Below are 24,982 nucleotides of genomic sequence, written 5' to 3' on the forward strand. Positions count from 1 at the left end.
CGCGCGGCGGGCGACGAGTTGCCACCGGGGCGGGACACCATTGTCGACGGTCGCTGGCTGCGGCACCGAATCCACCGAGTGTCGGCGCGTGCGGGGTGTCGGCGCGTACGCGGCGGCGGCGTATACGGGTGGCGGCGACGCACGGGGTGGCGGCGCATACGCGATGTCGGCGACGTACCAGGTGGCGAGCCGTACAGCAGGATCCGGGCACTGCCGTACGCGCTTGGGGCCGTCGATGATCACCCTCGGCCGTCGGGGAACACAGTGCGCAGGAGGTCGGTGGCGTGGGCGGTGGGTTCGGGGGCGCCGGGGGTGAGGCGGTGGGAGCGGTGGCCGTCGGTGGCGCGGGCGGCGCGCAGGAACAGGTCGCCGGGGTCGGCGAGAGTGTGGCGGGCGTGGGCGTAGGCGGTGAGGTGGGTGACGAGGACGATCTTGACGCCGGCGGTGGTGAGGGCGGCGAAGAGGTCGGTGGCGATGGTGGTGGCGTCCCGGTCGCCGGTGGCGGCGAACGATTCGTTGCACAGCAGCAGCGAATTCGGGTGCAGGGTGTCGACGAGGTGGCTCATGCGGGCGAGTTCTTCGGCGAGTTTGCCGTGGGTGAGGGCGCGGTCCTCGCCGGCGGCGAAGTGGGTGAACACGCCGGCGCGGACGTCGGCTTCGAAATGGTCGGCGGTCACGAACATTCCGGCTTGCATCATCAGCTGGGCATAGCCGACGCTGCGCAGGAAGGTGGATTTGCCGCCGTTGTTGGCGCCGGTGACGATGAGGAAGCTGCGGCCGTCGGCGTCGATGTCGTTGCCGGTCACGGTGTTCGCGGGGTCGGGGGTGGACAGGCACAGTCCCGGTTCGCGCAGGCCGGTGCAGTTCAGGCGTGGTGCGCCGGCGGGGTGGACGACGGGCAGGCAGACCGGGACTCCGGCGGCGGTGAGGCGGCGGTGCAGGGTGAGGCAGCCGATGTAGAAGGCCAGCTGGTCGCGCAGCCGGGTGAAGAAGTCCTGGATCCGGTCGGCGGCGTGGCTGACGGTCGCCGCGACGGTGGTGAGGGCGCGGTCTTTGAGCTGTGTGAGCGGGTCGGTGCCGGGTTCGGCGGTTTCGGGGGCGGTGAACGATTGCGGGCGGGCCCGGTCGAAGCCGAGGCGGCGGCGCGCGGGTGGTGGTGGCGGGTCGTAGAGGGTGAGTCCGGTCAGGGTGCCGCCGGGGCCGAGGGTCGCCCCGAATCGCAGGCCGTGGTCGAATTCCAGTGCGGCCAGCTGGGTGTCGACGCGGTGCAGGTAGTCGTCGGTGAGGACGGCGGCGAGGCTGCCGGTGAGCTCGTTCAGCCCGGCCGAGTCGAACCGCGCCCGGTGCCGGTCGCAGGCTTCGCGCAGCGTGCGCAGGGTCGCGATCAGCTCGGTCATGGGTTGCAGCGCCAGACGCAGCATGCCGTTGGAGCGGCGACTGCGGCCCACAGTGTAGCGGCGGATACCTGTTGCGCGGCAGGCGATCTCGTAGAGCTCCCGGATCGCGTCGGGGTGGGCGAGACAGTCGGCGAGCACCTGCTGCCGGTATCGGATCACCGCCGCGTCGGTGAGCGAGAGCGGCAGGACCGCCCGCACGGCCTCCAGCACGACCGGATCCTGTTCGGCCATGGCCTGATACAGCGCGTCCAAGCCGAGGTCCGCGGCTGTCTCGGCGGCGGCCGCCACCGGTGCGGTGGCAGCCGGGCCGGCGGGTGCCAGCAGATCGAAGCGCATCATGCGCGGCCTCCGCATCGGGCAGCGGGACCGGACACGGCGACCGAGTCCACGACGGCGACGGTCGTGCCCCGCTCGGCGATCCGGAACCTGTTGCCACCGAGTAGATTCCGGATGTAGCCGTCCCCACGGCAGATGAGCTTCATGCGCGGTCCCCCATCCGTGCGGTGATGTCGGCATAGGTGAGCCGGTAGCGCTGGATCAGTAGTGCGACGTGGCCGGTGGTGTCGGTGGGGCGGCGGTGGATGCGATAGGTGCGGCGGGCGGGGTCGGCGGGGTCGGTGGCGGCGACCATGCCGACGACGGCGGGGCCGGCGTCGGTGAGGGTGTCGGTGAAGGTGACCCAGACGCCGAGGGGGCCGGTGTCGAGCAGGCGGGTCAGGATGTCGTGGGAGATGGTGGCGGTGTCGGTGGCGGTGGTGCCGGCGAAGCTCTCGTTGAGGACGACGACGCTGCGGTCGGTGATCACGTCGAGGATCTCGCGCATGCGGCGCAGTTCGGTGAGCAGCCGGCCGTCGGGGTCGCCGGGTTGTTCGGGTTGCCCGAAGTGGGTGCGCAGCCGGTCGGCCAGGGGCAGGCGGGCGGAGGTGGCGGCTACCGGGCAGCCGAGCGCCGCGAAGTGGACGAGCTGGCCGAAGGTGCGGGCGAAGGTGGTTTTCCCGCCCTGGTTGGGTCCGGTGACGACCAGTAGCCGTTCCGGTGGGTCGAGCCGGAAGTCGTTGCACACCACAGGTTCCCGGGCCGGTGCGGCGGGTTCGGGCGCGGTGGCGGCGGGTTCGGTGCCGCCGGGGCGGCGCACGACGTGGCGGGTGCGGACCCGCTGGGCGGCCAATGCCAGGTCGAACGCGTCGGTCGCTTCGACGCCGCTGTCGTGGGCGACGATCCGCGGCCGGCACAGCCGCAGGCCGTCGCGGCACACGCGGTCGGCGAAGGCGCGGAAGCGCAGGTAGAACTGCAGTTCGCGGTCGAGGACCACCAGGGCGGGGGCCAGGAAATCGGCGTGTTCGCGGGCGAATTCGTCGAGCAGCGCGAACGCTTCGGGGTGGATGGCGGCGGCTCGTTCGGCGACGAGTTCGTCGAGCGGGGACGCCACGGCCGGTGTGGGGGGCGCCTGCGCGGGGGCGGTGACCCCGAACGGCGCGAACAGCGCGGCGACGGTGCCGCTGTAGTCGGTGCCGGGGTTGGTGCCGACCTCGACGGTGCGTTCGCGCACGGTGATGGTGAGCCGGACGGCGGCCAGCGCGGATCCGGTTCGTTCGACGGCGGCGGTGAGGTCGGCGAATTCGCTGCTGCCGATGTAGGTGTCGAGCCGGTCGCGCAGCCGGTGCAGGGCGGCTGCGGTGAGGTCGGCGGCGGCGAGCGCAGCGGCCAGTGCGCGCACGACGGTGAGGTAGTCGGTGGCGGCGTCCAGGATCGCGCGGTGGCGGACCTGCGGGTGGGTGGCGCGGGCCACGGTCTGCGCGCGTAGTCGCAGCCGCCGCATGCCGAGCGCGAATTCGTCTGCCGCGCTGCGAAGTCCGGGTTCGACCAGGTCGTCGAAGATGTCTTGCCGCAGGCGCACGGTGGCGGGGTCGGTGACCGGGCGGGCGAACACGGCGGTGAGACCGAATTCGTCGGGGGCGCCGACGATGTCGGCGATCACCTGGTCGAGGGCGAGGTCGGTGAGGGTGTCGTCGCCGAGGATCGGCTCGTCGCCGCCGGTGTACGGCGTGGCCCACAGCACGCTGGTTTCCTGCATCCCGACCTCCCGGGTCAGCACGGTAGAAGGGCGGTGGACCGGCGTCAAGCACCGGTTGCCGCGGGCGGCCCGGCCGGTGCCGGGCCGCCCGCGCTTGCCGGCTACGAGCTGCCGAAGGTGCCGCTGGGGAAGAGGGAGGAGCCGCCGCTGACGGTGGTGGTGAGGTTCCAGGTGCCGCAGCCGGTGGTGACGAAGGCGTAGTCGGTGGGCGCGATGGTGACGGTGGTGGTGCCGTTGATCGCGCCGCCGGCCTGCAGGGTCGCGGTGCCCTGGGCGTTGCCGGACAGTCGCGCCCAGGCGCAGACCGTGCCGGCGGTCGTGGTGGTGTAGGTGCCGGGCTGGATGTCGACACCGAGGTGGAAGGTGCCGTCGGTGGTGATGGCGGTGGCGGGGGTGGTGGTGGCGGCCGCGAGGCCGGCCGAGCAGGCGATCGCGGCGGCACCGGCCGCGACACCGTTGAGCAACAAGGACATACGCATCGAAGAAAAGTTCCTTCCGAAAAAGCCCGCTGTCGCGAAACTGCCGCGACGCGATGCCAATATCTGAAATGTAAACGTTTCGCAGCGTAGCGGCGGAAGTGCGCGAACGAGACCGTTTCGTTCGATAATCGCGCCGCGACGTCAGTCCACGAATCCCGCAGCTCGCGGCGGCGCCACTCCGCCCGCGAATCCCGCCTACGAATCCCGCCTACGAAGTCAGTCCACGAAGTCAGTCCACGAGTTCCGCCGCGATGCCAGTCCGTAAGTCCCGTCCGCCAAGTCATCCCGCGAAGTCATCCCGCCAAGTCATCCCGCGAAGTCATCCCGCGAAGTCATCCCGCGAAGTCATCCCGCGATGTCAGCCCGCGAGTCCCGCCCGCGATGTCAGCCCGCGAATTTCAGTCCGCCGGCGGTGTCGGAAAGAATCCCACCTCGACGAAGTACCGGATATAGCGGGCCAGCATCGGGCGGTCGACGATCGGCCGGACCACACCGGCCGCGGCCAGGGCCGCGTCGGTGGCCGGGTCGGCCGTCGCCGGCGCCGCACCCAGCCCGCCCGCGTAGTTGATGCTCAACGCGGCCGCCCGCGCGAGGCTGTCGTCACCGGCCGCCGCCCGCGACTCCGCCGCCGTGGTGAGCGCCGCACCGAACTCCGCCGGCGCCACCACCTCGATCCGGTATCCGGCCCGCTGCACCTCGCTCACAAGGTCCCGCAACGGCACCGGCCGTGCCGCGCCCACGTGCCGCGTCGGCGCGGTACGGGCCGCGAGGTCCGGCGTCTGGACGGCCAGCGCGGCGACCGCGGCCGCGACATGATCGACCGGCACCATCTCCACCTCGGCGGCCCCGAGATCCGGTGCCGCGCCGAGGATCAGCATCGACCGCAGCATGGTCCACCACGCGTCGTCGGTGGCGGTCGCGCCGGTGTCGGAGGCGCCGGTGATCAGCCCCGGCCGGTACAGCGCGGCGGGCACGCCACGCTCGGCGGCGGCGTGCACGAGCCGCTCCCCGACCCATTTGGTGAGCACGTAGCCGCCGGCCTGCGGTGGCCGCGCGCCGGCGTCCCCGATCGAACCGGTGGACACATAGTGCACCGGTTTCACGCGCGCGGTGGTGGCCAGCCGCAGCACCTCCGCGGTGCCGGTCACGTTCGCCGCCCGCATCCGCTCGTACGGTTCGAGGTGGTTGACCTGGGCGCCGTTGTGCACGATCACATCGACCTGTTCGGCCAGCCGCGCGAACCGGGAAGCGCTCAACCCCAGCCGCGGCTGCGCCAGATCCCCCGCGACGGCCACGATCCGTTGTGCGCGGCCGGAGTGATCGAGCCGGTACCGGGCGGCGGCCGCCGACACACGCCGCGCCGCAGCCTCATCCGAACCGGCCCGGACCAGGCAGTAGACGGTGGCGTCGGTGCGGTCGAGCAGTTCCCGCACCAGGTACGCGCCCAGGAATCCGGTCGCACCGGTCAACAGGATCGCTTGCGGCGCACCGGAATACACTGGGCCCGCGCCGGCGGGGTCGATGCCGGGGTCCAGGACCGCGTCGGCGACCGGGTCGGGCCCCGACTCGGCCACCGCACCACCGCGCAACACCGCCGCCAGTTCCGCCACCCGGGGATGAGCGAACAAGGCGCCCAACGCGACCGGCACCCCGAGCTCGCGTTCCAGAGCGGCCCGGACCCGGATCGCCGACAGTGACGTGCCGCCGAGCAGGAAGAAGTCGTCGTCGCGGCCGACCTTCGCGGCACCGAGCAGATCGGCGAAGACATCGGCCACGATCGTCTCGTCCGCCGATTCCGGGGCCCGGTACTCACGGTCGGGTCCTGCGGGCTCGGGCAGCGCCGCCAGATCCAGTTTCCCGTTCACCCCGACCGGGAACTCGTCCACGACCACCAGCCGGGCCGGCACCATATATCCGGGCAGCCGCGAACGAACCTGCGCCAGTACCGATTCGGTGTCGACGCCGGTGCCGCAGACATATCCGATCAGCTGTTCGCCCCGTACGGTCACCGCCGCCCGCGTCACCGCCGTCACGGCGGTCAACGCGGCCTCGATCTCACCGGGCTCGATCCGCAAGCCACGCAACTTCACCTGAAAGTCGGTGCGGCCCAAGTATTCGAGGTCGCCGCCGGGCAGCTGCCGCACCAGGTCACCGGTGCGGTACATGCGGGTGCCGGGTTCCCCGTCGGGGTCGGCGACGAACGTGGCCGCGGTCAGGCCGGGACGGCCCAGATAGCCGCGCGCCAACTGCGGCCCCGACAGATACAGCTCACCCGCGGTTCCCGCGGGCACCGGATGCAGCCGCTCGTCGCGCACCGCGGCACCGGTGTTCCAGTGCGGCCGCCCGATCGGCACCGGCCCGCCGGTGACGGCGGTGACGTCGGCGCCGGTGGCCGACACCGTGGCCTCGGTGGGCCCGTACAGGTTCTGCAGCCGTGCCCCGCTCACCGCCCGCAACCGGCCGATCAGATCCGCGGGCAGCGCTTCACCGCCGGAGAACACCAGCCGCAGCGACGCCAGGCTCCCCGCCGGCGCCAACTCCAGTTGCGCGGCCAGCAGCGACGGCACGTACAGGGTGTAGGTGACGCGGTGGGCGCGGATCAGTTCGGCCAGCGCCACCGGATCCAACTGCTGTCCAGGCGCCGCGATGACCAGCCGCGCCCCGGCCACCGCGGTCGACAGCAGCCCGATGATCGAGGCGTCGAACGTCGTCGGCGCGTGCAGCAGATACGTGTCGGCGGCGGTGATCCCGAATTCGCCGGTCAGGAAGTCCAGGTACGCGGCGACCGCGGACTGCGGGATCCCGACGCCCTTGGGCCGGCCGGTGGAGCCGGAGGTGAAGATGACATACGCCAGGTCGTCGCGGTGCAGCGGCCGGATCCGGTCGATGTCGGTCACCGGTGTGTCGGCGTGGGCGGCCATGGTGTCGGCCAGGGCCGGGTCACCGAGCCGCAGCACAGGCACCGCTTCGGCCCCGGTGGCGGTGAATTCCGTTGCGCTGCCGGTGATCACACACACCGGCGGGACCGTGGTGAGCAGGTGGCCGATCCGGTCGGCCGGTTGGGTGGGGTCGACCGGCACGTAGGCGGCACCGGCGGCCAGTACCGCGTGCAAGGCCACCACATGGTCGGCCCCGCGCGGCAACGCCACCGCCACCGCCCTACCCGGCCCGGCACCGACGCCGATCAGGGTGCGCGCCAGCCGATTCGAGCGCCGCGCCAGATCACCGTAAGTGAGGACCACACCGTCGGCGACCACCGCGATCGCGGCCGGCAACTGCGCGGCCCGGGTCCGCAGCATGTCGGGCAGCAACGGCCGCGGCAGCGCGCGCCGCGGACCGCGCCCGGGCAGCGCCGCCCGCTCGCCCGCGGTGAGCAGCGGCAGGTCACCGACCGCCCGGCCCGGGTCGGTGACGATCCCGGCCAGCAGCGCGGTGAGCCGCTGCCCCAACGCGGTGACGGTCCGCTCGTCGAACAGGTCGGTGGAATACCGCCAGCTGCACGACATTCCGTGCTCGCCGGGCACGACCGTCAGTTGCAGGTCCATGGGCGCGCTGTGTTCGTCGAGGTCGAGTGCGGCCACCGTCAGGCCGGGCAGCGACAGTGCGCCCCGGTCCTGGTTCTGGAACGACAACGCCACCTGGACCAGCGGATGATGGGCTCGACTGCGCGGCGGATCCAGCCGCTCGACCAGCAGTTCGAACGGGATCTCCGCGTGCGCGAACGCCGCCAGGTCCGCGTCACGGACCCGGGTCAGCAGGGCGGTGAACGGTTCGGCGGTCTCGACCCGGGTCCGCAGGACCACAGTGTTGACGAACATGCCGATCAGGTCGTCGAGTTCGCGTTCCCCGCGCCCGGCCATCGGGGCGCCGACCGCGATATCGGTGCTGCGCGACACCCGGGCCAGCAGCACCGCGAACGCGGCGTGCACCACCATGAACAGCGACGCCCCGTGCGCGCGGCCGATCCGCTCCAGCGCGGCCCGCACCTGGCCGTCGACGGTGAACCCGCACATCGCGCCCCGGCCGGAGGCGACCGCCGGGCGGGGCCGGTCGCCGGGCAGCTCGAGCAGGTCGGGCAGCCCGGCCAGGGTGCCGGTCCAGAACCGTAACTGCTGGGCCTGCAACGATTCCGGGTCCTCGGGCGCGCCGAGCAGTTCGCGCTGCCAGATCGCGTAGTCGGCGTATTGGACCGGCAGCGGCGGCAATGTCGCGGTGGCGGCGCCGGTGCGGGCCAGGTAGGCCGCGGCCAGGTCGCGGGTGAGCGGGCCCAGGGAGAATCCGTCGGCGGCGATGTGGTGGATCACCACGCCGAGCACGTGTTCGGTGTCCGACAGCCGCCAGATCCCGGTGCGCAGCGGCACATCCCGGGTGACGTCGAAGCCGGCGAGCAGGGTGGCGGCCAGTGCGGCGGGCAGGTCGGCGGTGGTGACCGGCACCGGGGTCAGCCGCAGCGGGACCGCGTCGGCCGGCAGGATCTCCTGATAGCCGGTGCCGTCGGCTTCGGGGTAGCGGGTGCGCAGCACTTCGTGCCGGTCGAGCAGGTCGCGGACGGCGGCGGCGAGCGCGTCCGGGTCGAGGACACCGGTGAGCCGCAACGCGATCGGGATGTGCAGGGCCGCCGAGTCCGGGTCCAGGCGGGCCAGGAACCACATGCGCTGCTGGGCCGGCGACAGCGGCGGGCGCGGTCCGCGCGCGCGGGCGGCCAGCGCGGGCCGATCGCCGGGTTCCAGGTCGGCGAGCGCCGCGGCCAGCCCGGCGACGGTGGACCGGTCGAACACCAGCCGGGCAGGCACGCGCGTGCCCAGCCGCGCGCCGAGGCGGGCCGCGAGCCTGGTGGCTTGCAGCGAGTTGCCGCCGAGGTCGAAGAAGTCGTCGTCGGTGCCGACGCGTTCGGCGGCCAGCAGCTCCGAGATCGTCTCGGCCACCAGCCGTTCGGTGTCGGTGCCCGGTTCCCGGTATGCGGCGGTGGCGAGTTCGGGGGCGGGCAGCGCGGCCCGGTCCAGTTTCCCGGCCGGGGTCACCGGCACCCGGTCGAGCACCACGATCGCGGCGGGCACCTCGTGGCGGGGCAGCGTCCGCCGGCACAGTTCGCCGAGCGCGGCCACGTCGATCGAATTACCCGGTACGGCAACCACATAGGAGACGAGTGCGTCGGCGCCGCCGGGCAGGGCGCGCAGCACGGTCACCGCGAACGCGACCGCGGGGGCGGCGGTGAGGACCGCGTCGATCTCGCCGGGTTCGACCCGGAACCCGCGGATCTGCACCTGGGTGTCGGTGCGGCCCAGATAGTCGAGGTCACCGGTGGCGGTGCGGCGCACCAGGTCACCGGTGCGGTACAGCCGTTCCCCGCCGGGGTGGGCGACGAACCGGGTGGCGGTCAGCGCGGGACGGTCGTGGTAGCCGCGGGCCACACCGGTGCCGGCCAGATACAGTTCGCCGGCGACCCCGTCGGGTACCGGACCCAGCCGGGAATCCAGGACGAGCGCGGCCACGCCCGCGATCTCGCGCCCGATCGTGACGGGCCCGCCGGGCCGCAGGTCGCTGATCGTGGCGGCGACGGTGGCTTCGGTGGGCCCGTACAGGTTCAGCACGCGCCGGCCCGGCGCCCAACGGGTCACCAGTTGCGGCGGGCAGGCTTCGCCGCCGACGCCCAGCACGGCCAGCTCGGGCAGGGCGACGACGTCGGTGCCGGTGAGCGCGGCCGGGGTGATGAAGGCGTGCGTGATGTGTTCGGCGCGCAGCAGATCGGTCAGTTCCGGGCCGCCGTACACGTCGGTCGGCGCGACGATCATGGTCGCGCCGGCACCGACGGCGAGCAGCAGTTCCAGCACCGACGCGTCGAAGCTGGGCGAGGCGAAATGCAGGGTGCGCGCGCCCGCGGTGACCTCGAACGCGCGCAGCAGTTCCGCGGACAGGGCGGCCAGCCCGCCGTGGGTGACGACCACGCCCTTGGGTGTGCCGGTGGACCCGGAGGTGTAGATGACGTAGGCGGGATGGGTGGCGTGCAGTCGGCGGACACGTTCACCGAAGTGGACGGGCAGGTCGGCGACGGCGGCGCAGGCTGCCGCGGTGTCGGCGCTGTCGAGGTCGAGCCAGCGCAGGCCCGCTCCGGCGCCGCCGCCGAGGGCGGGCCCGTTGCCGCCGACGGTGATTGCGGTGGTGGCGGCGGAATCGGTGAGCATGTGCGCGACGCGTTCGGGCGGATAGTTCGGGTCGACGGGGACGAACGCGGCGCCGGTTTTGGCGACGGCCCAGACCGCGAGCATGGAGTCCGCGCTGCGGGGCAGGGCCAGGACCACCCGGTCCTCGGGGCCGATGCCGTGCCCGATCAGGACGCGGGCGAGCCGGTTGGATCGTTCGTCGAGTTCGGCGTAGGTCCATTCGATGCCGCCGGCGCGGACCGCGACCGCGCGCGGGTCGATCTCGACCGCGGCTGCCAGCAGTTGCGGCAGTGTCCGGGTCCGCCGGTGCCTGTCGGCCGTCGCGCCACCGCGTCGTCGCATCCGGTCCCGATCCTCCCGCACGGGGACGGGCCACCCGGGCCCGGCCGATTTTCCCTGTGCCGCACAGATGGATGGAAAATTGGCGTACCGAGCAGAGCATCCCCATCGCGGCCGAACTGTCACGCATCTAAATGCAGATCCCGGTCCGGGATCAACCCAGGCGAAACACTCGAACCCGGGTATGTGCACCTATTCGGGTGGCTGTTCGTGACTGTTACAGCGACCGCCACCCGAACCTAGCCGGGCCATGATAGCGGGAAACCTGCCCGCCACCGGGCCGTTGTCCCGACCCTCCCGATCTTGCATCGAGTGCACGCCGACATCGACTGCCCGACAGCACGGTCCGCGCCCCTCCTCGTCCCGCCGCGAGACCTGCCGTTCGTGAGGTTGCCGAAAATTCACCGTACCGCGCGTCCGCACCCGTTCGTCCTGCTGTCCGCCAACGGATTCCACGGCGGCTCCGCCGACCCCACCCACGTCGGCTTCCACCTGACCTCGATCTCCGGCAGCGACACCCCCGGCGGGCAGGTGGAAGTGTCCGCCGGGGATGCCGGCGAACACCGCGACGACCGCCGGACGGAAACCGTCGTCAGTCGCCTCGGCCGCCAACCCGCGGTCACCAACATCGGCTGGACGGTCCCTGGTAGCACCAGGTCACCCCGCTGACAACGGCGCCACCGCGGGCCACACCTCCGGCTCTCCGAACGAACCGACCGACCCGGCGCGCACCTCGACACCAGCTGGTTACCTGTTCAATTACTGTCGCGGGCAGGGGATTCGCTACGCTTGTGCACGTGGTACCCGGAACGCGGGTGGGCACGCGGTTCGGGGCATACGAGTTGCGTTCCCTGCTCGGCAGAGGCGGCATGGGCGAGGTTTACCTGGCCTACGACAGCGGACGAGACCGGGTCGTCGCCCTCAAACTGCTGCGCGCGGAACTGACCGACGATCCGGTGTTCCGGCGACGGTTCCGCCGCGAATCCCACACGGCCGCACAGATGAACGAGCCGCACGTCATCCCCATCCACGACTGGGGCGAGATCGACGGCATCCTCTACATCGACATGCGCCTGGTCGCCGGCAACGACCTCAAAACCGTTCTCGCCGGCGGCGGACCGCTGCCACCGGAACGCTGCGTCGCCCTCGTCGAGCAGGTGGCGGCGGCCCTGGACGCCGCGCACACCGCCGGGCTGGTGCATCGCGACGTCAAACCCGCCAATATCCTGGTCACACCCAGCGATTTCGCGTACCTGTGCGACTTCGGGATCGCGCAGGCCAGCGGCGACAGCACCCTCACCGCCGCCGACTCGCTGATCGGCTCCTACGCCTACATGGCACCGGAACGGTTCGACAGCGGACCCACCACCGCGCACGCCGACGTGTACGCCCTGGCCTGCATCCTCTACGAATGCCTCACCGGCAGTAAACCGTTCCCGGCCGACAGCATCACCCGCCTGATCACGGCCCACCTGTCGGGCCCGATTCCGCTGCCGTCCCGGCACGCGCCGGTGTCCGACGTGTTCGATTCGGTGGTGGCGCGGGGTATGGCGAAGGACCCGGCCGCCCGCTATCGCACCGCCGGCGACCTGGCCGCGGCCGCCCGCGCGGCATTGACCGGGGGACGGCCCGCCGAACCACCGACGCATCGGATCGCGGCGGTGGATGCCGGTGACGAGACTCGTGATTCGATGGTCGGGGTGCCGGCGGCACCACCGATCGCCTACAGCCGCATCGATTCGATTCCGCCGCAGCAGATTTCGACGTCCCACCGGGTTTCGGCACCGCCGCAGGCACAGCCGCAGGGCGCGGGATCGACACAGGGCGGGGGGTCACCGCAGGGCCAGGTGACGCCGCAGGTTTCCGGGTCGCAGCGGATTCCGCTGGGACAGCACGCCGCGCCGCCGATCCGGCTGCCCGCGTCGCTGCCGGTGCCGACCCCGGCGACCAGGGCCATTCCCGCCGTCGACCGGCAGGCCGCGCCCGCCGCACCGCCGCGGCGGCGGCGCCGGGTGTGGCCCGCGGTGCTGATCGTCGTACTGCTCGCGGTCGCCGGCGCCGGCGGGGTCGCGGCATACAAGTGGAAGACCACGAAAACCGCGCCGGGTGTCGCGATCAGCTTCCCGGCGGGCACCACACAATGCCGGCCGCCGGACTTCACGCCCACCCTCGGCCCGCAGAACGGTTACACGCATTCGGCGGTCGGCCCCAACACCCGCTGCCCGTTCGCGGAGAACGTGCGGCAGGCCTACGGCGCCGGGCCGCGCGGCACCGATCGCACCGTCAATGCTCATTCGCCGACCACGCAGCAGGACTACGACATGCACTGCGTGCCACAGTCGGTGGTCGTGGTGTGCAGCGGCGGCAACAACGCCGTCGTGTACCTCTACTGAGCTCGCCGCACCTGGGCGGCGTTCACGCTTGCCGCGCAACGGGATCGGGCGCAGCGTTCGCGCCCGATCCGTGCCGTAGGGCTACTGGTCGACCGGTTCCAGGCACATCACCACCGGGTTCGGCTTCGGATAGAACATGGTGTTGGTGTCGTCGGAGCCCGGACCGCACACCGACCGATCGGTGGCGCCGGTGACGACCGGGCCCACCTTGTAGGTGGCGGCCGGCCCGCAGGCCACCTTCACCGGGGTCTTGGTCGCCTCGTCCTGCACGCAGTCGCCGGTGGTGACGTTCAGCGCCAGGCACAGCAGGTAGTCGTTGCCCAGGTTGGTGTCGGTGATCTTGATGTAGTCGCCGTCGGGGCACGACCCGCCCGCGTTGCCGATCCGGGCGCCGACCTTGTAGCTGGCCGCGGGGTCACCGCATCCCAGCGTGGTCACCTTCACCGTGGTCAGGCTCTTGTCGGTGACCTGCACGCAGTCGCCCACCGAGGCCAGCGCGGCATCGGAGGTCTTGTTGTCCACGATGTGGAAGATGCCGGCGACACCGCCCGCGATGCCGAGCTTGAGCCCGATCACCAGCACCACCGCCAGCACACCACCGACCAGCGAACCCACCCGGGCGCGAATACCGCGCTTGGCGGGCGCCGCCGGCGGTACCACAGCGCCTTGGTATCCGGGCGGCACAGGCGCCTGGTAGCCGGGGGCTGGATCGCCGGGCTGCCCCCCACCCGCCTGATAGCCGGGTACCGGTCCGCCTGCCGGCGCCGGAGGGGCTTGGTATCCGGATGCCGGATCGCCCGCCGGCGCCGGAGCGGCTTGATACCCGGGTGCCGTTCCGCCGGCCTGCGCGCCGCCCTGATGCTGTGGCGCACCCTGGTACTGGGGCGTCGGCGCCGGTTCCCCGTACGGCGCGCCCGGTCCCGGTCCCTGCGGCGGAATACTCGATGGAGTTGTCACATTGTCCCTTACACAACTGATGGCCCGCTCCTCCGATCCGGCGGGCAACCAAGGGACGCTACACAACCCCGAATCGGCACGCGCACAGGGCCACAACCCTCACTGTGAGCCTGCCACGACCGGCCGGTGCACCGGATCGCCGGTGCCGCACGCACTGTCGCGCAACCGCGACGCGGTCGACCACGCGCGCAAGCGAATCCGCTCTTGTATGCTCCCGCCGTGCAGTTGTTCGCGGTCGGCCCCGGCGAGGTCGGATTCTTCGCCTCGGGGCCGATGGCGTCCGGGGTGTTCGCGGTCGGCCAGCACGCGACCGGAGTGTTCGCACTCGGCCAGATCGCGACCGGTGCTATCGCATTGGGTCAGGTATCGACCGGGTTGATCGCGATCGGGCAGCTCGCCCGCGGCGGAATCGCGGTGGGCCAGTTGGCAATCGGCCTGGCCGCCATCGGCCAGTTCGCGGTCGGCGTGGCGTGGGCCGGCGGGATCGGGATCGGCGGCACCCGCGGCTTCGGCCTCGTCCTGGGCCTGTTCCCGTCGACCTCGATACAGTCCGCCCGCGCCACGCTGCGCTGGCGCTGGAACCGGCTGCGCGGCATCCCCCACGACCGTCCGGTCACCGAACCACCCCCGAGCTGGCGCATCCCCGCCGCCACCGGCGCCACCGCCGGCCTACTCCTGCTCTGGTGGTACATCGCCGGCCAAGCCCTCCTCGACGCCACACGCTGATCCCGCCGGGTCACGCGGGAACGGCGGTCGCGGATGCATCCGCTGCGGTCCCTGGACGCATCCGACCGAATCGGTGCAACACCCGGACGGTGCACGATGTCGCCGCCCATTTCGTCGACGACCGGCTGCGACGAATCTCCGGCAGCCGCGACGAATACCTCGGCACTGCACCTGGCCGGGCGAGACATACCGCTCGGCTCGCTGCACCGCCGGTTCGTGGACACACACCCGCCCGGCTCGCTCCGGCTCGCTGCACCGCCGACTCGTCGACCACGCGCGCCAGTGCAGCCCACACGCGGTGATTCCCTCCGCACCGATACCGGCCGCAAGTCGACACCCTGCGTGCCGCAACCGATTTCACCACTCCAAGTTCGATCCGGCCCGCCGGACCCACCCCGGAAAGGACCCCGTGGAACCGACAACCCGCCCGATCCTGTTCGTCGACGTCGACGGCCCTCTCAACCCGTATGCGGCGAAACCGCACCGACGTCCGGACGGTTACCGCACTCATCACCTGACGCCGCCGAACTGGATCGCACACCTCGGTGGGCCGTCCCGGCAGGTGAAACCTCTTCGGGTGTGGCTGAATCCGTCCCACGGCTCCGCGCTGCTCGAGCTGGCCGCCTACTTCGATCTGGTGTGGGCGACCACCTGGGAGCACGACGCGAACTCACACATCGCACCGCTGCTCGGCCTGCCCGAACTCCCCGTCGTCGAATTCACCGGCAGCGCCCGGTCCCCCGGCCCGGAAGGCACATTCTTCAAGACCGTCGATTTGATCGCCTACGCCGCCGGCCGCCCCTTCGCCTGGGTCGACGACGACATCCGCGACACCGACCGCCGCTACCTCGACCGCAACTACCCCGCTGCCACGCTCCCCCAGTGGGTCGACCCGGCAATCGGGTTGACCGACATCAACATCGCCGCCCTCGCCGACTGGGCGACACAACCGACCGACTGATCGCGGCAGAAAAATGTGCGGCTCGGGTAGCGATCGCTACCCGAGCCGCACAGAACCGCTGTCGGTGACTCAGTGCATCAGCACCGGTTCGTCGCTGTCGGCGGGCATTTCCGGTTTCGTGCGCGGCAGGAAGAACGCCGGCACCAAGGTGAGGACGATCAGGCACACCGCGACGATGTAGGTGTGGGCGAAGGCCTCGCCGGCGTGCTTGGACATGGCGGCACCGAACTCCGCCATCTTGAGCTTGAATTCGGCCAGGGCGGACGGGTCCGGCGAGGTCGGCTGGGCGGGCGGGACCGGGGGGTTCCGCTTGAGCAGCAGGGTCAGCACCATCGAGATCGTCGCGGTGCCGATGGAGGCACCGACCTGGTTGATGATGTTCATCAATGTCGAACCGCGAGCGATCTGATCCCGGCTCAGGGTCTGGATCGCCGAGGTCATGGTCGGCATCATCGTGCAACCCATACCGAGACCCATCACGAACAGCGCGGCACAGATCGCCGGGTACGGCGTGGTCGAGGACAGCTGGGTGAAGAACGCGGTCGACAGCGCGATGATCGACAGACCGGTCATCACGATCTTGCCAGGCCCGATCTTGTCGACCAGCCGGCCCGCCACCGGCATGGTCAGCATCGCGCCCAGACCCTGCGGCGCCAGCATCAACCCGGACTTCAACGTGCTCAGGTTCCGCACCTCCTGCAGGTAGGTGGGCAGCAGCAGGTTGGCGCCGAAGAACGCGGTCGCGAACAACACCATGGTCAACACCGAGAACCGCAACTGTTTGTTGCGGAACAGGTGCAGGTCGATCAGCGGATGTTCGGTGCGCAGCGCGTGGAACACGAACGCCACCAGCAGCACCAGACCGATGATCGCCGGGATCAACACCCGCGCGGCCAGCACCGTCTGCTTCTCCGGCACCGACGACACGCCGAACAGGAACAGCGCCAGACCCGGTGAGGCCAGCAGCATGCCGACGAAGTCGAACGTCTGCGACGGCTCCGGCTTGTCCTTCGGGAACACGATGTAGGCCAGCGCCAGCGCCACCACACCCACGGGCAGGTTGATCAGGAAGATCCAGTGCCAGCTGAAGCTGTCGATCAGCCAGCCACCGAGGATCGGGCCCAGGATCGGGCCGAGCAGCATCGGCACACCCAGGACGGCCATGACCCGCCCGATCCGGTTCGGCCCGGCGGCGTGGGTCATGATCGTCATGCCCAGCGGCATCAGCATGCCGCCACCGAGACCCTGCAGCACGCGGAACGCGATCAGTGTCTCGATGTTCCAGGCCGTCGAACACAGCACCGAGCCTGCGACGAACAACACCAGCGCCATCATGTAGAGCCGTTTGGTGCCGAACCGGTCGGCTGCCCAGCCGGTCAGCGGGATGACACTGGCCAGCGCCAGCGTGTACCCGGTCATCGCCCACGCGGCCGTGGCCAGCGTGGTGTCGAACGTCGAGGTGAAGGTCTTCATCGCGACGTTGACGACGGTCACGTCGAGGATCGACATGATCGCGCCCAGCACGACCACGCCGGCGATCTTGAGCACGGCAGCGTCGAGCTTGTCCGTGGTCGGATCTGCCGGAGCCACATTATCCGGAGGAGTAGTCACCGCATAAGCGTGCCAGGGCTCCCCCCACTACGCCAAGTGCATTCGTCCACCAATGGGGAATCGTTCACCTGCATGATCACGACCCAGCGCACCCCTGCCGCTGTGTAGGCTGGAACGTCATCCAGCTTGCCGTTGTCCCGCAAGGAGTATCACCGCAGTGAACGACCCGGTGCAGGGTTCCACCGGCACGCTGATAACGCCCATCCGCGCAGCGGGCGCGATCGGTGAGGTTCGTGTGGCGATTCGTGGCGGAACCGAGATCTTCCTCGCGCGCGCCGACGAACCCATCCCCACCGGCACCACCGTCCTCGTCGTCGCCGTGGCTCCCGGCCGCATACTCGATGTCGTGCCATGGATCGCACCGGACCAGCCGTAACCGCGCCCGGGCCGACGAATCAGCTCCGCGGCAGCGGCCGACGACCCGTCGACAGACTCGTCAGCGACCGAATGAACAGAGCCAGAGCCGTCGCCGACGGCGGCGTCGCCGACGGCACGGCACCGCGGATCTCCCACAACGGGTAGCCGTCCCCAGTGACAATGCCCGAATCGGTGAAGCCACAGCGCTGTAACAACTTTCCGATACCCCCGCGCGGATACTCGGTCTGCGCCAGAACTCGCAGCTGCGACTCGCCCACCTGCCGGCTCCGCGTCGCCGCCACTATCTCAGCCAAATGGTCCACGAAGACGTTGCCCAGCGTCAGGGGGCTGTCCGCCAGCCGCCCCCGGAAAGACCGCAGAATCCCCATGGAGAACAGCAGTACCGATTCCGGCCATTCCCCGACACCGGCGACATGCACCCCACGCAGCTGCGAATCTCGCAGGCCACCGGTCCGGCAATACAGCGAATCACCGATAGCGTTCAGCGGCAAGATATTCGACATCCCGATCGGAACATAGCCCGATCCGATCCGTGCCTCGATGAACGCGAAGACCAACGGATTGGCCTCGAACAAACTGCGGTTACGACGTTTGATCACGTCCAGCGGCAACGAGAACGCGGTGCGCCCGAACACTTCCCGATTCAGCTGCGACAGCAGATCGAGTTCCCGCCCGGTCACGATCCGCATCCGGTAGTCCAGCACCTCGGCCGGGTAGCCGGCCATCCGGCGTTCGAAATGCTTTGTCAGGCTGGGCGCCCCCGCGGTCCGATCCAATGTGGCGGCGAACGCCTCGAACGGATCCCGGCCGAACGCCCGCCGGATGAGCAGCGCCGCGCCTTTGATACACAGGTAAGCGACGGGCGTCATGAGCACCGTATTCAGCCAATCGCTGTCGATGACATCCGGTATATGCTCGATCTGCTGAAACATCGGACGAAACGGCCGCAGCGAACCCAGCAGCCCGGCCGCGGCAATGCTCGCCGCCACCACATACTGCTCCGGTCGCCGGATCGCGAGGACGATCGACCGCTGCAACCGCTCGATTGAAGTGCGCACTACCCTCCGACCGCCGTGTGAGCATCTTCAATACTACTGTGCTGGAACCGTTTTCGATCACCACTTGCCGCCGCGCGCCCAGCCCCGATCACGTTCGCGGCCTGGCGATTTCGTCATGGCAGAGCCGACCTGATCGACCGCATCACCCGGCGACATCTACCCGGCAAACGCCCTCGACCACACCATCCGACCCGACCGGGTCGCCGCGGGCTACGCCACCATGGACCATGGGAGGCGCGATCAGAGCCCTACCACGGCACCGAAAGCCCCGATCCCCAACACGTACCGGTAACACCACCGAGATTCCGCTGGACAATCCCGGGCACACACCGTTGGATAGCTGGTCAGGCGGAAAACGAAACACTCAGGGAGAGTGCAATGTTCGGATATCACGTACCCGATCCCGACGAGGCGATGCTGATCAGCGGCGGCCGCGCCAAGGACAACACCCCCTTCCGGGTCATCACCGGCCACGGCGCCTGGGTCATGCCCATGTTCCGCAAGGTCAGCTACCTGTCGCTGGCCATGTTCGAATCCGAGATCCAGGAACGCTGCGTCACCCGCCAAGCCATCCAGCTCGACGTCCGGGCCGTCATCGCGTTCAAGGTGCCCAACGACACCCAATCCATCGTCAACGCCGCACAGCGCTTCCTCTCCGAACAGCAACGCGAGATGTCCGTGCTGACCGGCCGCATCTTCTCCGGCCACCTGCGCTCCATCGTCGGCTCCATGACCGTCGAGGAGATCATCCGCGAACGCCAGAAGCTCGCCGACGAAGTCCTCGTCGCCTCCAAAGTCGAGATGAGCAACATCGGCCTGTGGGTCGACTCGTTCCAGATCCAGTCCATCGACGACAACAACCTCGGCTACATCTCCGCCCTCGCCGCCCCACACAACGCCGCCATCCAGCGCGACGCCCAGATCGCCCGCGCCAACGCCGCCCAGGCCGCCGCCGAAGCCGAACAGGAATCGCTGCGCCGCCAAGCCGAATACCAGCGCCAGACCGCCATCCTGCAAGCCGAATACCAGCGCGACATCGACAAAGCCAAAGCCGAAGCCGCACAGGCCGGCCCGCTCGCCGAAGCCATCGCCCTGCAGGAAGTGCTCACCGCCGAAGCCGAACGCGCCCGCAAACAAGCCACCCTGCGCGAACAGCAGCTGCAAGCCGAGGTCGTCAAGCCCGCCGAAGCCGAAGCCGAACGCGTCCGCATCCTCGCCCAAGCCGAAGCCGACCGCACCCGCATCCAAGCCGAAGCCGCCGCCTCCAACAACCGCATCGCCCTCGACCAGCTGCTCATCGAACAGCTCCCCGAGATCGTCAAGCAGGCATCCCTCGGCCTCTCCAAGGCCAACCTCACCGTCCTCAACGGCCCCGACGGCGTCAGCGAAATCGTCAATGGCATGGTGGGACAAGGACTTACAGTCTTCAACTCGCTGCAGAAGGCGCTTTCATCGGCCAACGACACCGAATCCAGCTAGAGTCACGACGAGAGTTGCTACAGGGAGCGGGTGCCGGGTGTCGATCGGGAAATTGGTGTCCTTCGACAGTTCCAGAGGGTTCGGCTTCATCCGCCCCGACGACGGCGGCCCCGACGTCTTCGTCCACGTCAACGACATCGGCCTGGACGAAGACGAACTCCGCCAAGGCCGCGTGTTCGACTTCGAAGTCACCGAAGGCGACCGCGGCCCCAAAGCCGTCAACCTCACCGCCATCGGCCCCGCACCCGCACCCAGGCACCCCCGCCGCGACCGCGGCACCATGACCGCCACCGAACACAAGCGGCTGCTCACCGAACTCCTCCTCGACGCCACACCCAACCTCACCGCCGCCGAGATCGTCACCCTCCGCGAACGCCTCACCACCTTCGCCGAACAACACGGCTGGCTGGACTGACCTGCCCCGACTTTGTCGGTGCCTGCCCTTACGATCGGGCACAGGCACCGATGAGAACACGGTGCCCACATCGTCGGTAAGGATGTAACCGACCCAGGAGGTGCTCGCCGTGGATCTGCCCGTCATGCCGCCGGTCAAACCGATGCTGGCCAAAGCGGCCGCCGAGCTGCCCGACGACCCCGGCCTCTACTACGAACCCAAATGGGACGGCTTCCGCTGCATCGTCTTCCGCGACGGCGCCGACATCGAACTCGGCTCCCGCAACGACCGGCCCCTCACCCGCTACTTCCCCGAACTCGTCGCCGCCCTTGCCGCCGCCCTGCCCGACAAATGCGTCCTCGACGGCGAAATCGTCATCGTCTCGGAGAACGGCCTCGAATTCGACGTCCTGCAGCAGCGCCTGCACCCCGCCGCCTCCCGAGTCAACAAACTCGCCGCCGAAACCCCCGCCAGCTTCATCGCCTTCGACCTGCTCGCCCTCGGCGACACCGACCTCACCGGCGAACCCTTCCACGAACGCCGCCGCATCCTCGAAACCCTGTTCACCCGGAACCACCCCAGCACCCACCTCACCCCCATCAGCACCGACCCACAGGTCGCCAAGGACTGGTTCACCCGCTTCGAAGGCGCCGGCTTCGACGGCGTCATGGTCAAGAGCAAAGACCTGCCCTACCTGCAGGACAAACGGGTCATGATCAAGGTCAAACACGAACGCACCGCCGACTGCGTCGTCGCCGGCTTCCGCTGGCACAAAGACGGCAAAGGCATCGGCTCCCTCCTGCTCGGCCTCTACGACGACGACGGCAACCTCCACCACGTCGGCGTCGCCTCCAGCTTCACCGCCGCCCGCCGCGCCCAACTCGTCGACGAACTCGCCCCACTGCGCGAACACGCCCTCGACAACCACCCCTGGCGCGACTGGGCCGACGCCGCCGCCCAAGCCGCCGCCGACGGCAAAATGCCCGGCGGCCTCAGCCGCTGGAGCGGCGGCAAAGACCTCTCCTGGGAACCCCTGCGCACCGAACTCGTCGCCGAAGTCCGCTACGAACACGTCATGGCCGGCCGCTTCCGCCACGGCGGCCGCCTCGTCCGCTTCCGCGACGACCGCACCCCCGAATCCTGCACCTACGCCCAACTCGACGAAGTCGCCCCCGCCGAACTCGCCGACATCTTCACCAGCGCACGACAGGAACGCCCATGAGCGCCGCCGCCACCGAAATCCAGGCCGACGGCCACACCGTCACCATCACCAACCCCGACAAGATCTACTTCAGCAAACGCGGCGAAACCAAACTCGACCTCGTCACCTACTACCGAGCCGTCGCCGGCCCGCTCCTCGAAGCCATCGGCGGCCGCCCCGTCCTGCTCGAGCGCTACCCCGACGGCGCCGGCGGCAAATCCTGGTTCCAGAAACGCGTCCCCAAAGGCGTACCCGACTGGCTACAGACCACCGAAGTCCAAACACCCAACGGCACCACCAGCGACGCACTCGTCGCCGCCGACCTCGCCCACATCCTGTGGGCCGTCAACCTCGGCTGCCTCGGCTTCCACGTCTGGCCCACCCACGCCGACCCCGAACCCGACACCTCCGCCCCACCCGTCCACGACGCCGCCGGCGCCCTGCTCCCACCCACCGGCATCACCGACGAACTCCGCATCGACCTCGACCCGTCCCCCGGCATCGGATTCGACCAACTCCGCGCCGCCGCCGTCGAAACCCGCACCCTCTGCACCGAATTGGGCATCGAAACCCGGATCAAGACCTCCGGATCCCGCGGCCTGCACATCTACGCCCTCCTCGAACCGCGCTGGGACGGCTACCAGGTCCGCGCCGCGGCCGTCGCCCTCGCCCGCGAACTCGAACGCCGCCACCCCGACACCATCACCGCCGCCTGGTGGAAAGAGGAACGCGGCACCCGCGTCTTCGTCGACTACAACCAGAACGCTCCACACAAAACGGTTTTCGGCGCCTGGTCGGTGCGCCCCAAGGTCGGCGCCCAGGTCTCCACCCCGATCAGCTGGGACGAACTCGCCACCGTCGTCCCCGACGAACTCACCATCGCCACCGTCCCCGCCCGCGTCGCCGCCCACGGCGATCCCTGGGCCGGGCGGGTCCCGCAATCCATCGAACCCCTGCTGAAGATGTCCGAACGCGACCTCGCCGCCGGCCTCATGGACGCACCCTGGCCACCGGTCTACCCGAAGATGCCCAACGAACCACCGCGCGTAGCACCCAGCCGGGCCAAGAAGACCGACTGAACCGTCACACGGCCAAGTGCCCCAACTTGATCGCCAGCAGGTTCCCCACCAGCACCACCGCGAAAACCACTGCCGCCGTACGATAGTGCGCCGCCCACAACCCAAGCGCCGCACCACCGAACACGACGACCTTCACCACCAGACCGATCACGGTCCCATGGATCGCCGCCTGCGGAGCCGCGAACAGACCCCACGCCACGGCGGCGGCGAGCGGAACCCCCACGGCCAGGCCGATCTTCAGTGCCAGGGTGTCGGAAACCTTCCAGCCCCACAGGCCCAGCGCGCCGAGCGCGACCAGCTCCATCACGAAGGCCAGCGTGAGGTTGCCCCACTTCCACAGTTCCGACATGTCCATCTCCCTCAATCGTCGAGAGCACCGCTCTCTATATAGAGCAGTGTGCACTCTCGCGGGCCCGCCGTCAACCGCACGCACACCCTCACCGTGTGCCGGACCACAACCACCACGATGCGACAATGGCCTGTCATCCCGCCCGCGCACGAAGGACACCACCGCAGCCCCATGGCCGAACACGACGCGACGACCGATCAGGCCACCACCGAACCCGCGATCGACCCCGCCGATCTGGCCGTCTGCCTCCGGGTCCTCGAACAAGCCGGACAACTCGACAAGGAACACCCCGACTCGATCACCGTGCAGCGCGCGGTCGGCCACATGTTCAAGAAGTTCAAGATCCGCCGCCGCACCGAAGCCCGCGACGCCATCGCCACCGCGGACAAGGCCGTCGTCGCCGCGACCGCCACCGGCTCACCCAACCGCATCGACGACGAAACCGCCGGCATCCTGATCAGCTCCCCCACCGGCGACGGAACCGCCGGCACCCTCCTGCGCGCCCGGCCCTGCTATATCTGCAAACAGCGTTACACCGTCGTCGACGCTTTCTACCACCAGCTGTGCCCAACCTGCGCCGCCCGCAGCCACGCCAAACGCGACGCCGCCACCGACCTCACCGGTAAGCGCGCCCTGCTCACCGGCGGCCGCGCCAAGATCGGCATGTACATCGCTCTGCGGCTGCTGCGCGACGGCGCCCACACCACCGTCACCACCCGTTTCCCCAACGACGCGATCCGCCGGTTCACCGCCCAGCCCGACAGCGCCGACTGGCTGCACCGGCTCAAGATCGTCGGCATCGACCTGCGCGACCCCGCCCAGGTCGTCGCCCTCGCCGACGACGTCGCCGCGGCCGGCTCGCTCGACATCATCATCAACAACGCGGCCCAGACCGTCCGCCGCTCGGCCGGCTCCTACGCCGCACTCGTCGACGCCGAATCCGGCCCGCTGCCCGCCGGCGAACTGCCCGAGGTGGTCAGCTTCGGCAAGACCATGCAGCCACACCCGACCGCACTCACCGCGTCACTGTCGGTCGCCGCGGACCTGTCCGCCGACCTCTCCGCCGCCGACCTCACCGAACTCGCCCTGGTCGCCGGATCGGCCACGCCGGAACGGATCGCGCGCGGTGTCGCCATCGACGCCGGCGGCCTGGTCCCCGATCTCGCCCACACGAACAGCTGGGTGCAGACCGTCGGCGAGGTCGACCCGACCGAACTGCTCGAGGTGCAGCTGTGCAACTCGACCGCACCGTTCATCCTCATCTCCCGGCTGCGTCCCGCCATGGCCGCCGCCACCGGGCGCCGCAAGTACATCGTCAACGTCTCCGCGATGGAAGGCGTGTTCAGCCGCGGCTACAAGGGCCCCGGACACCCGCACACCAATATGGCCAAGGCAGCACTGAACATGCTGACCCGCACCAGCTCTCGCGAGATGTTCGAGACCGACCGCATCCTCATGACCGCCGTCGACACCGGATGGATCACCGACGAGCGCCCGCACTACACCAAGATCCGTCTCGCCGAGGAAGGCTTCCACGCCCCGCTCGACCTGGTCGACGGCGCCGCCCGCGTGTACGACCCGATCGTGCGCGGCGAAGCCGGTGAAGATCTGTTCGGGTGCTTCCTCAAGGACTTCGAACCGTCCGACTGGTGAGAGCAACCCCGGCTGCCGGGCTGGAAGCTCCCGGCAGTCGGGGCAACCCCCTTCGTCTGAGCTGAATGTGTGGGACCGCACGTGTGCTGGAACAGTGCTGCGGACACTTCGAAATCTTTCATGTTTAGATGCGCATATCTCCATTTCTATAAATGAGATCCGAGGGTCCTCTCACCTGGGGCGATTCGAACAGGCATGCCCGAGCCCCGCGCCCCACATACTCTTCGGTCATGCCGCCGCACTCCCCCGCAAGGGCGCTCGCATCCGCAAAACCGCTCCCCCACAATCACTTC

General features: G+C 69.9%; 17 protein-coding genes and 1 pseudogene. 10 read left to right on the forward strand and 8 right to left on the reverse strand.

Annotation, left to right across the window (positions count from 1 at the left end):
• Positions 1-239: 239 nt before the first annotated feature.
• The 4 genes and pseudogenes from EBN03_RS10325 to EBN03_RS10340 all read right to left on the reverse strand — a co-directional run.
• Positions 240-1,736 (reverse strand): MutS-related protein, encoded by a 1,497-nt coding sequence (locus tag EBN03_RS10325; protein WP_158675583.1) that lies wholly within the window; start codon positions 1,734-1,736, stop codon positions 240-242.
• A gap of 139 nt (positions 1,737-1,875) precedes the next feature.
• A complete protein-coding gene (locus EBN03_RS10330; RefSeq protein WP_147471513.1) occupies positions 1,876-3,471 on the reverse strand; it encodes a MutS-related protein in 1,596 nt (531 codons plus the stop codon).
• Positions 3,472-3,572: 101 nt separating this feature from the next.
• Positions 3,573-3,950 carry a hypothetical protein gene (locus EBN03_RS10335; protein ID WP_147471514.1) on the reverse strand — a complete coding sequence of 126 codons (378 nt, stop codon included), beginning with the start codon at positions 3,948-3,950 and terminating at the stop codon, positions 3,573-3,575.
• A gap of 398 nt (positions 3,951-4,348) precedes the next feature.
• Positions 4,349-10,408, reverse strand: a pseudogene (locus EBN03_RS10340) (amino acid adenylation domain-containing protein); the annotation flags it as partial.
• A gap of 432 nt (positions 10,409-10,840) precedes the next feature.
• On the opposite strand from EBN03_RS10340, the gene EBN03_RS10345 reads away from it, so the two are divergent.
• Together EBN03_RS10345 and EBN03_RS10350 are read left to right on the forward strand one after the other, a co-directional pair.
• Positions 10,841-11,119: a hypothetical protein gene (locus tag EBN03_RS10345; RefSeq protein ID WP_147471516.1), complete on the forward strand. Its 279-nt coding sequence runs from the start codon at positions 10,841-10,843 to the stop codon at positions 11,117-11,119.
• Between the two features lie 146 nt (positions 11,120-11,265).
• The gene (locus tag EBN03_RS10350; protein ID WP_267899272.1) at positions 11,266-12,843 is read left to right on the forward strand and encodes a serine/threonine-protein kinase; all 1,578 of its coding nucleotides are present in this window, start codon (positions 11,266-11,268) and stop codon (positions 12,841-12,843) included.
• 81 nt (positions 12,844-12,924) lie between these two features.
• Here the strand turns inward: EBN03_RS10350 and EBN03_RS10355 are convergent, their stop codons facing one another.
• Positions 12,925-13,503, reverse strand: coding sequence for an LppU/SCO3897 family protein (locus tag EBN03_RS10355; RefSeq protein ID WP_122187713.1), 579 nt, complete (start codon positions 13,501-13,503; stop codon positions 12,925-12,927).
• A 516-nt stretch (positions 13,504-14,019) separates the two neighbouring features.
• On the opposite strand from EBN03_RS10355, the gene EBN03_RS10360 reads away from it, so the two are divergent.
• Together EBN03_RS10360 and EBN03_RS10365 are read left to right on the forward strand one after the other, a co-directional pair.
• Complete coding sequence (locus EBN03_RS10360; protein WP_122187714.1) at positions 14,020-14,526, forward strand: hypothetical protein; 507 nt, start codon at positions 14,020-14,022, stop codon at positions 14,524-14,526.
• Between the two features lie 409 nt (positions 14,527-14,935).
• A complete protein-coding gene (locus EBN03_RS10365; protein WP_122187715.1) occupies positions 14,936-15,487 on the forward strand; it encodes an HAD domain-containing protein in 552 nt (183 codons plus the stop codon).
• A 69-nt stretch (positions 15,488-15,556) separates the two neighbouring features.
• On the opposite strand, the gene EBN03_RS10370 is transcribed toward EBN03_RS10365, so the two are convergent.
• Positions 15,557-17,098 carry a DHA2 family efflux MFS transporter permease subunit gene (locus tag EBN03_RS10370; protein ID WP_122187716.1) on the reverse strand — a complete coding sequence of 514 codons (1,542 nt, stop codon included), beginning with the start codon at positions 17,096-17,098 and terminating at the stop codon, positions 15,557-15,559.
• Positions 17,099-17,255: 157 nt separating this feature from the next.
• Between EBN03_RS10370 and EBN03_RS10375 the strand changes: the two genes are divergently transcribed.
• Positions 17,256-17,474, forward strand: coding sequence for a hypothetical protein (locus tag EBN03_RS10375; protein ID WP_199742707.1), 219 nt, complete (start codon positions 17,256-17,258; stop codon positions 17,472-17,474).
• 19 nt (positions 17,475-17,493) lie between these two features.
• Here EBN03_RS10375 and EBN03_RS10380 read toward each other — a convergent pair whose 3' ends face one another.
• Complete coding sequence (locus EBN03_RS10380; RefSeq protein WP_147471517.1) at positions 17,494-18,468, reverse strand: hypothetical protein; 975 nt, start codon at positions 18,466-18,468, stop codon at positions 17,494-17,496.
• 444 nt (positions 18,469-18,912) lie between these two features.
• Here EBN03_RS10380 and EBN03_RS10385 point away from each other — a divergent pair, with 444 nt between their 5' ends.
• The 4 genes from EBN03_RS10385 (at position 18,913) to EBN03_RS10400 (ending at position 22,687) form a co-directional block, all read left to right on the forward strand.
• Positions 18,913-20,013: an SPFH domain-containing protein gene (locus tag EBN03_RS10385; RefSeq protein WP_122187718.1), complete on the forward strand. Its 1,101-nt coding sequence runs from the start codon at positions 18,913-18,915 to the stop codon at positions 20,011-20,013.
• A 37-nt stretch (positions 20,014-20,050) separates the two neighbouring features.
• The gene (locus EBN03_RS10390; protein WP_233608292.1) at positions 20,051-20,428 is read left to right on the forward strand and encodes a cold-shock protein; all 378 of its coding nucleotides are present in this window, start codon (positions 20,051-20,053) and stop codon (positions 20,426-20,428) included.
• Positions 20,429-20,537: 109 nt separating this feature from the next.
• Entirely contained in the window at positions 20,538-21,629 is a 1,092-nt protein-coding gene (locus EBN03_RS10395) for an ATP-dependent DNA ligase (RefSeq protein WP_199742708.1), read from the forward strand.
• Positions 21,626-22,687 (forward strand): DNA polymerase domain-containing protein, encoded by a 1,062-nt coding sequence (locus tag EBN03_RS10400; RefSeq protein WP_122187720.1) that lies wholly within the window; start codon positions 21,626-21,628, stop codon positions 22,685-22,687. Before EBN03_RS10395 ends, EBN03_RS10400 begins: the two co-directional genes overlap by 4 nt.
• A 4-nt stretch (positions 22,688-22,691) precedes the next feature.
• Here the strand turns inward: EBN03_RS10400 and EBN03_RS10405 are convergent, their stop codons facing one another.
• Entirely contained in the window at positions 22,692-23,036 is a 345-nt protein-coding gene (locus tag EBN03_RS10405) for a YrdB family protein (RefSeq protein WP_158675584.1), read from the reverse strand.
• A gap of 171 nt (positions 23,037-23,207) precedes the next feature.
• Between EBN03_RS10405 and EBN03_RS10410 the strand changes: the two genes are divergently transcribed.
• Positions 23,208-24,689, forward strand: a complete 1,482-nt coding sequence (locus EBN03_RS10410; RefSeq protein ID WP_122187722.1) for an SDR family NAD(P)-dependent oxidoreductase — start codon at positions 23,208-23,210, stop codon at positions 24,687-24,689.
• The last annotated feature ends 293 nt before the right edge of the window (positions 24,690-24,982 follow it).

It is taken from the genome of Nocardia stercoris (genome assembly GCF_003696265.1).
In the GTDB taxonomy this organism is placed as follows: domain Bacteria; phylum Actinomycetota; class Actinomycetes; order Mycobacteriales; family Mycobacteriaceae; genus Nocardia; species Nocardia stercoris.

Excerpts from the sequence above, each read along its gene's own strand:
- EBN03_RS10410 (WP_122187722.1), top strand. The coding sequence starts at position 23,208 with ATGGCCGAACACGACGCGACGACCGATCAGGCCACCACCGAACCCGCG.
- EBN03_RS10385 (WP_122187718.1), top strand. The coding sequence starts at position 18,913 with ATGTTCGGATATCACGTACCCGATCCCGACGAGGCGATGCTGATCAGC.
- EBN03_RS10400 (WP_122187720.1), top strand. The coding sequence starts at position 21,626 with ATGAGCGCCGCCGCCACCGAAATCCAGGCCGACGGCCACACCGTCACC.
- EBN03_RS10405 (WP_158675584.1), bottom strand. The coding sequence starts at position 23,036 with ATGTCGGAACTGTGGAAGTGGGGCAACCTCACGCTGGCCTTCGTGATG.
- EBN03_RS10330 (WP_147471513.1), bottom strand. The coding sequence starts at position 3,471 with ATGCAGGAAACCAGCGTGCTGTGGGCCACGCCGTACACCGGCGGCGAC.
- EBN03_RS10335 (WP_147471514.1), bottom strand. The coding sequence starts at position 3,950 with ATGCGTATGTCCTTGTTGCTCAACGGTGTCGCGGCCGGTGCCGCCGCG.
- EBN03_RS10325 (WP_158675583.1), bottom strand. The coding sequence starts at position 1,736 with ATGATGCGCTTCGATCTGCTGGCACCCGCCGGCCCGGCTGCCACCGCA.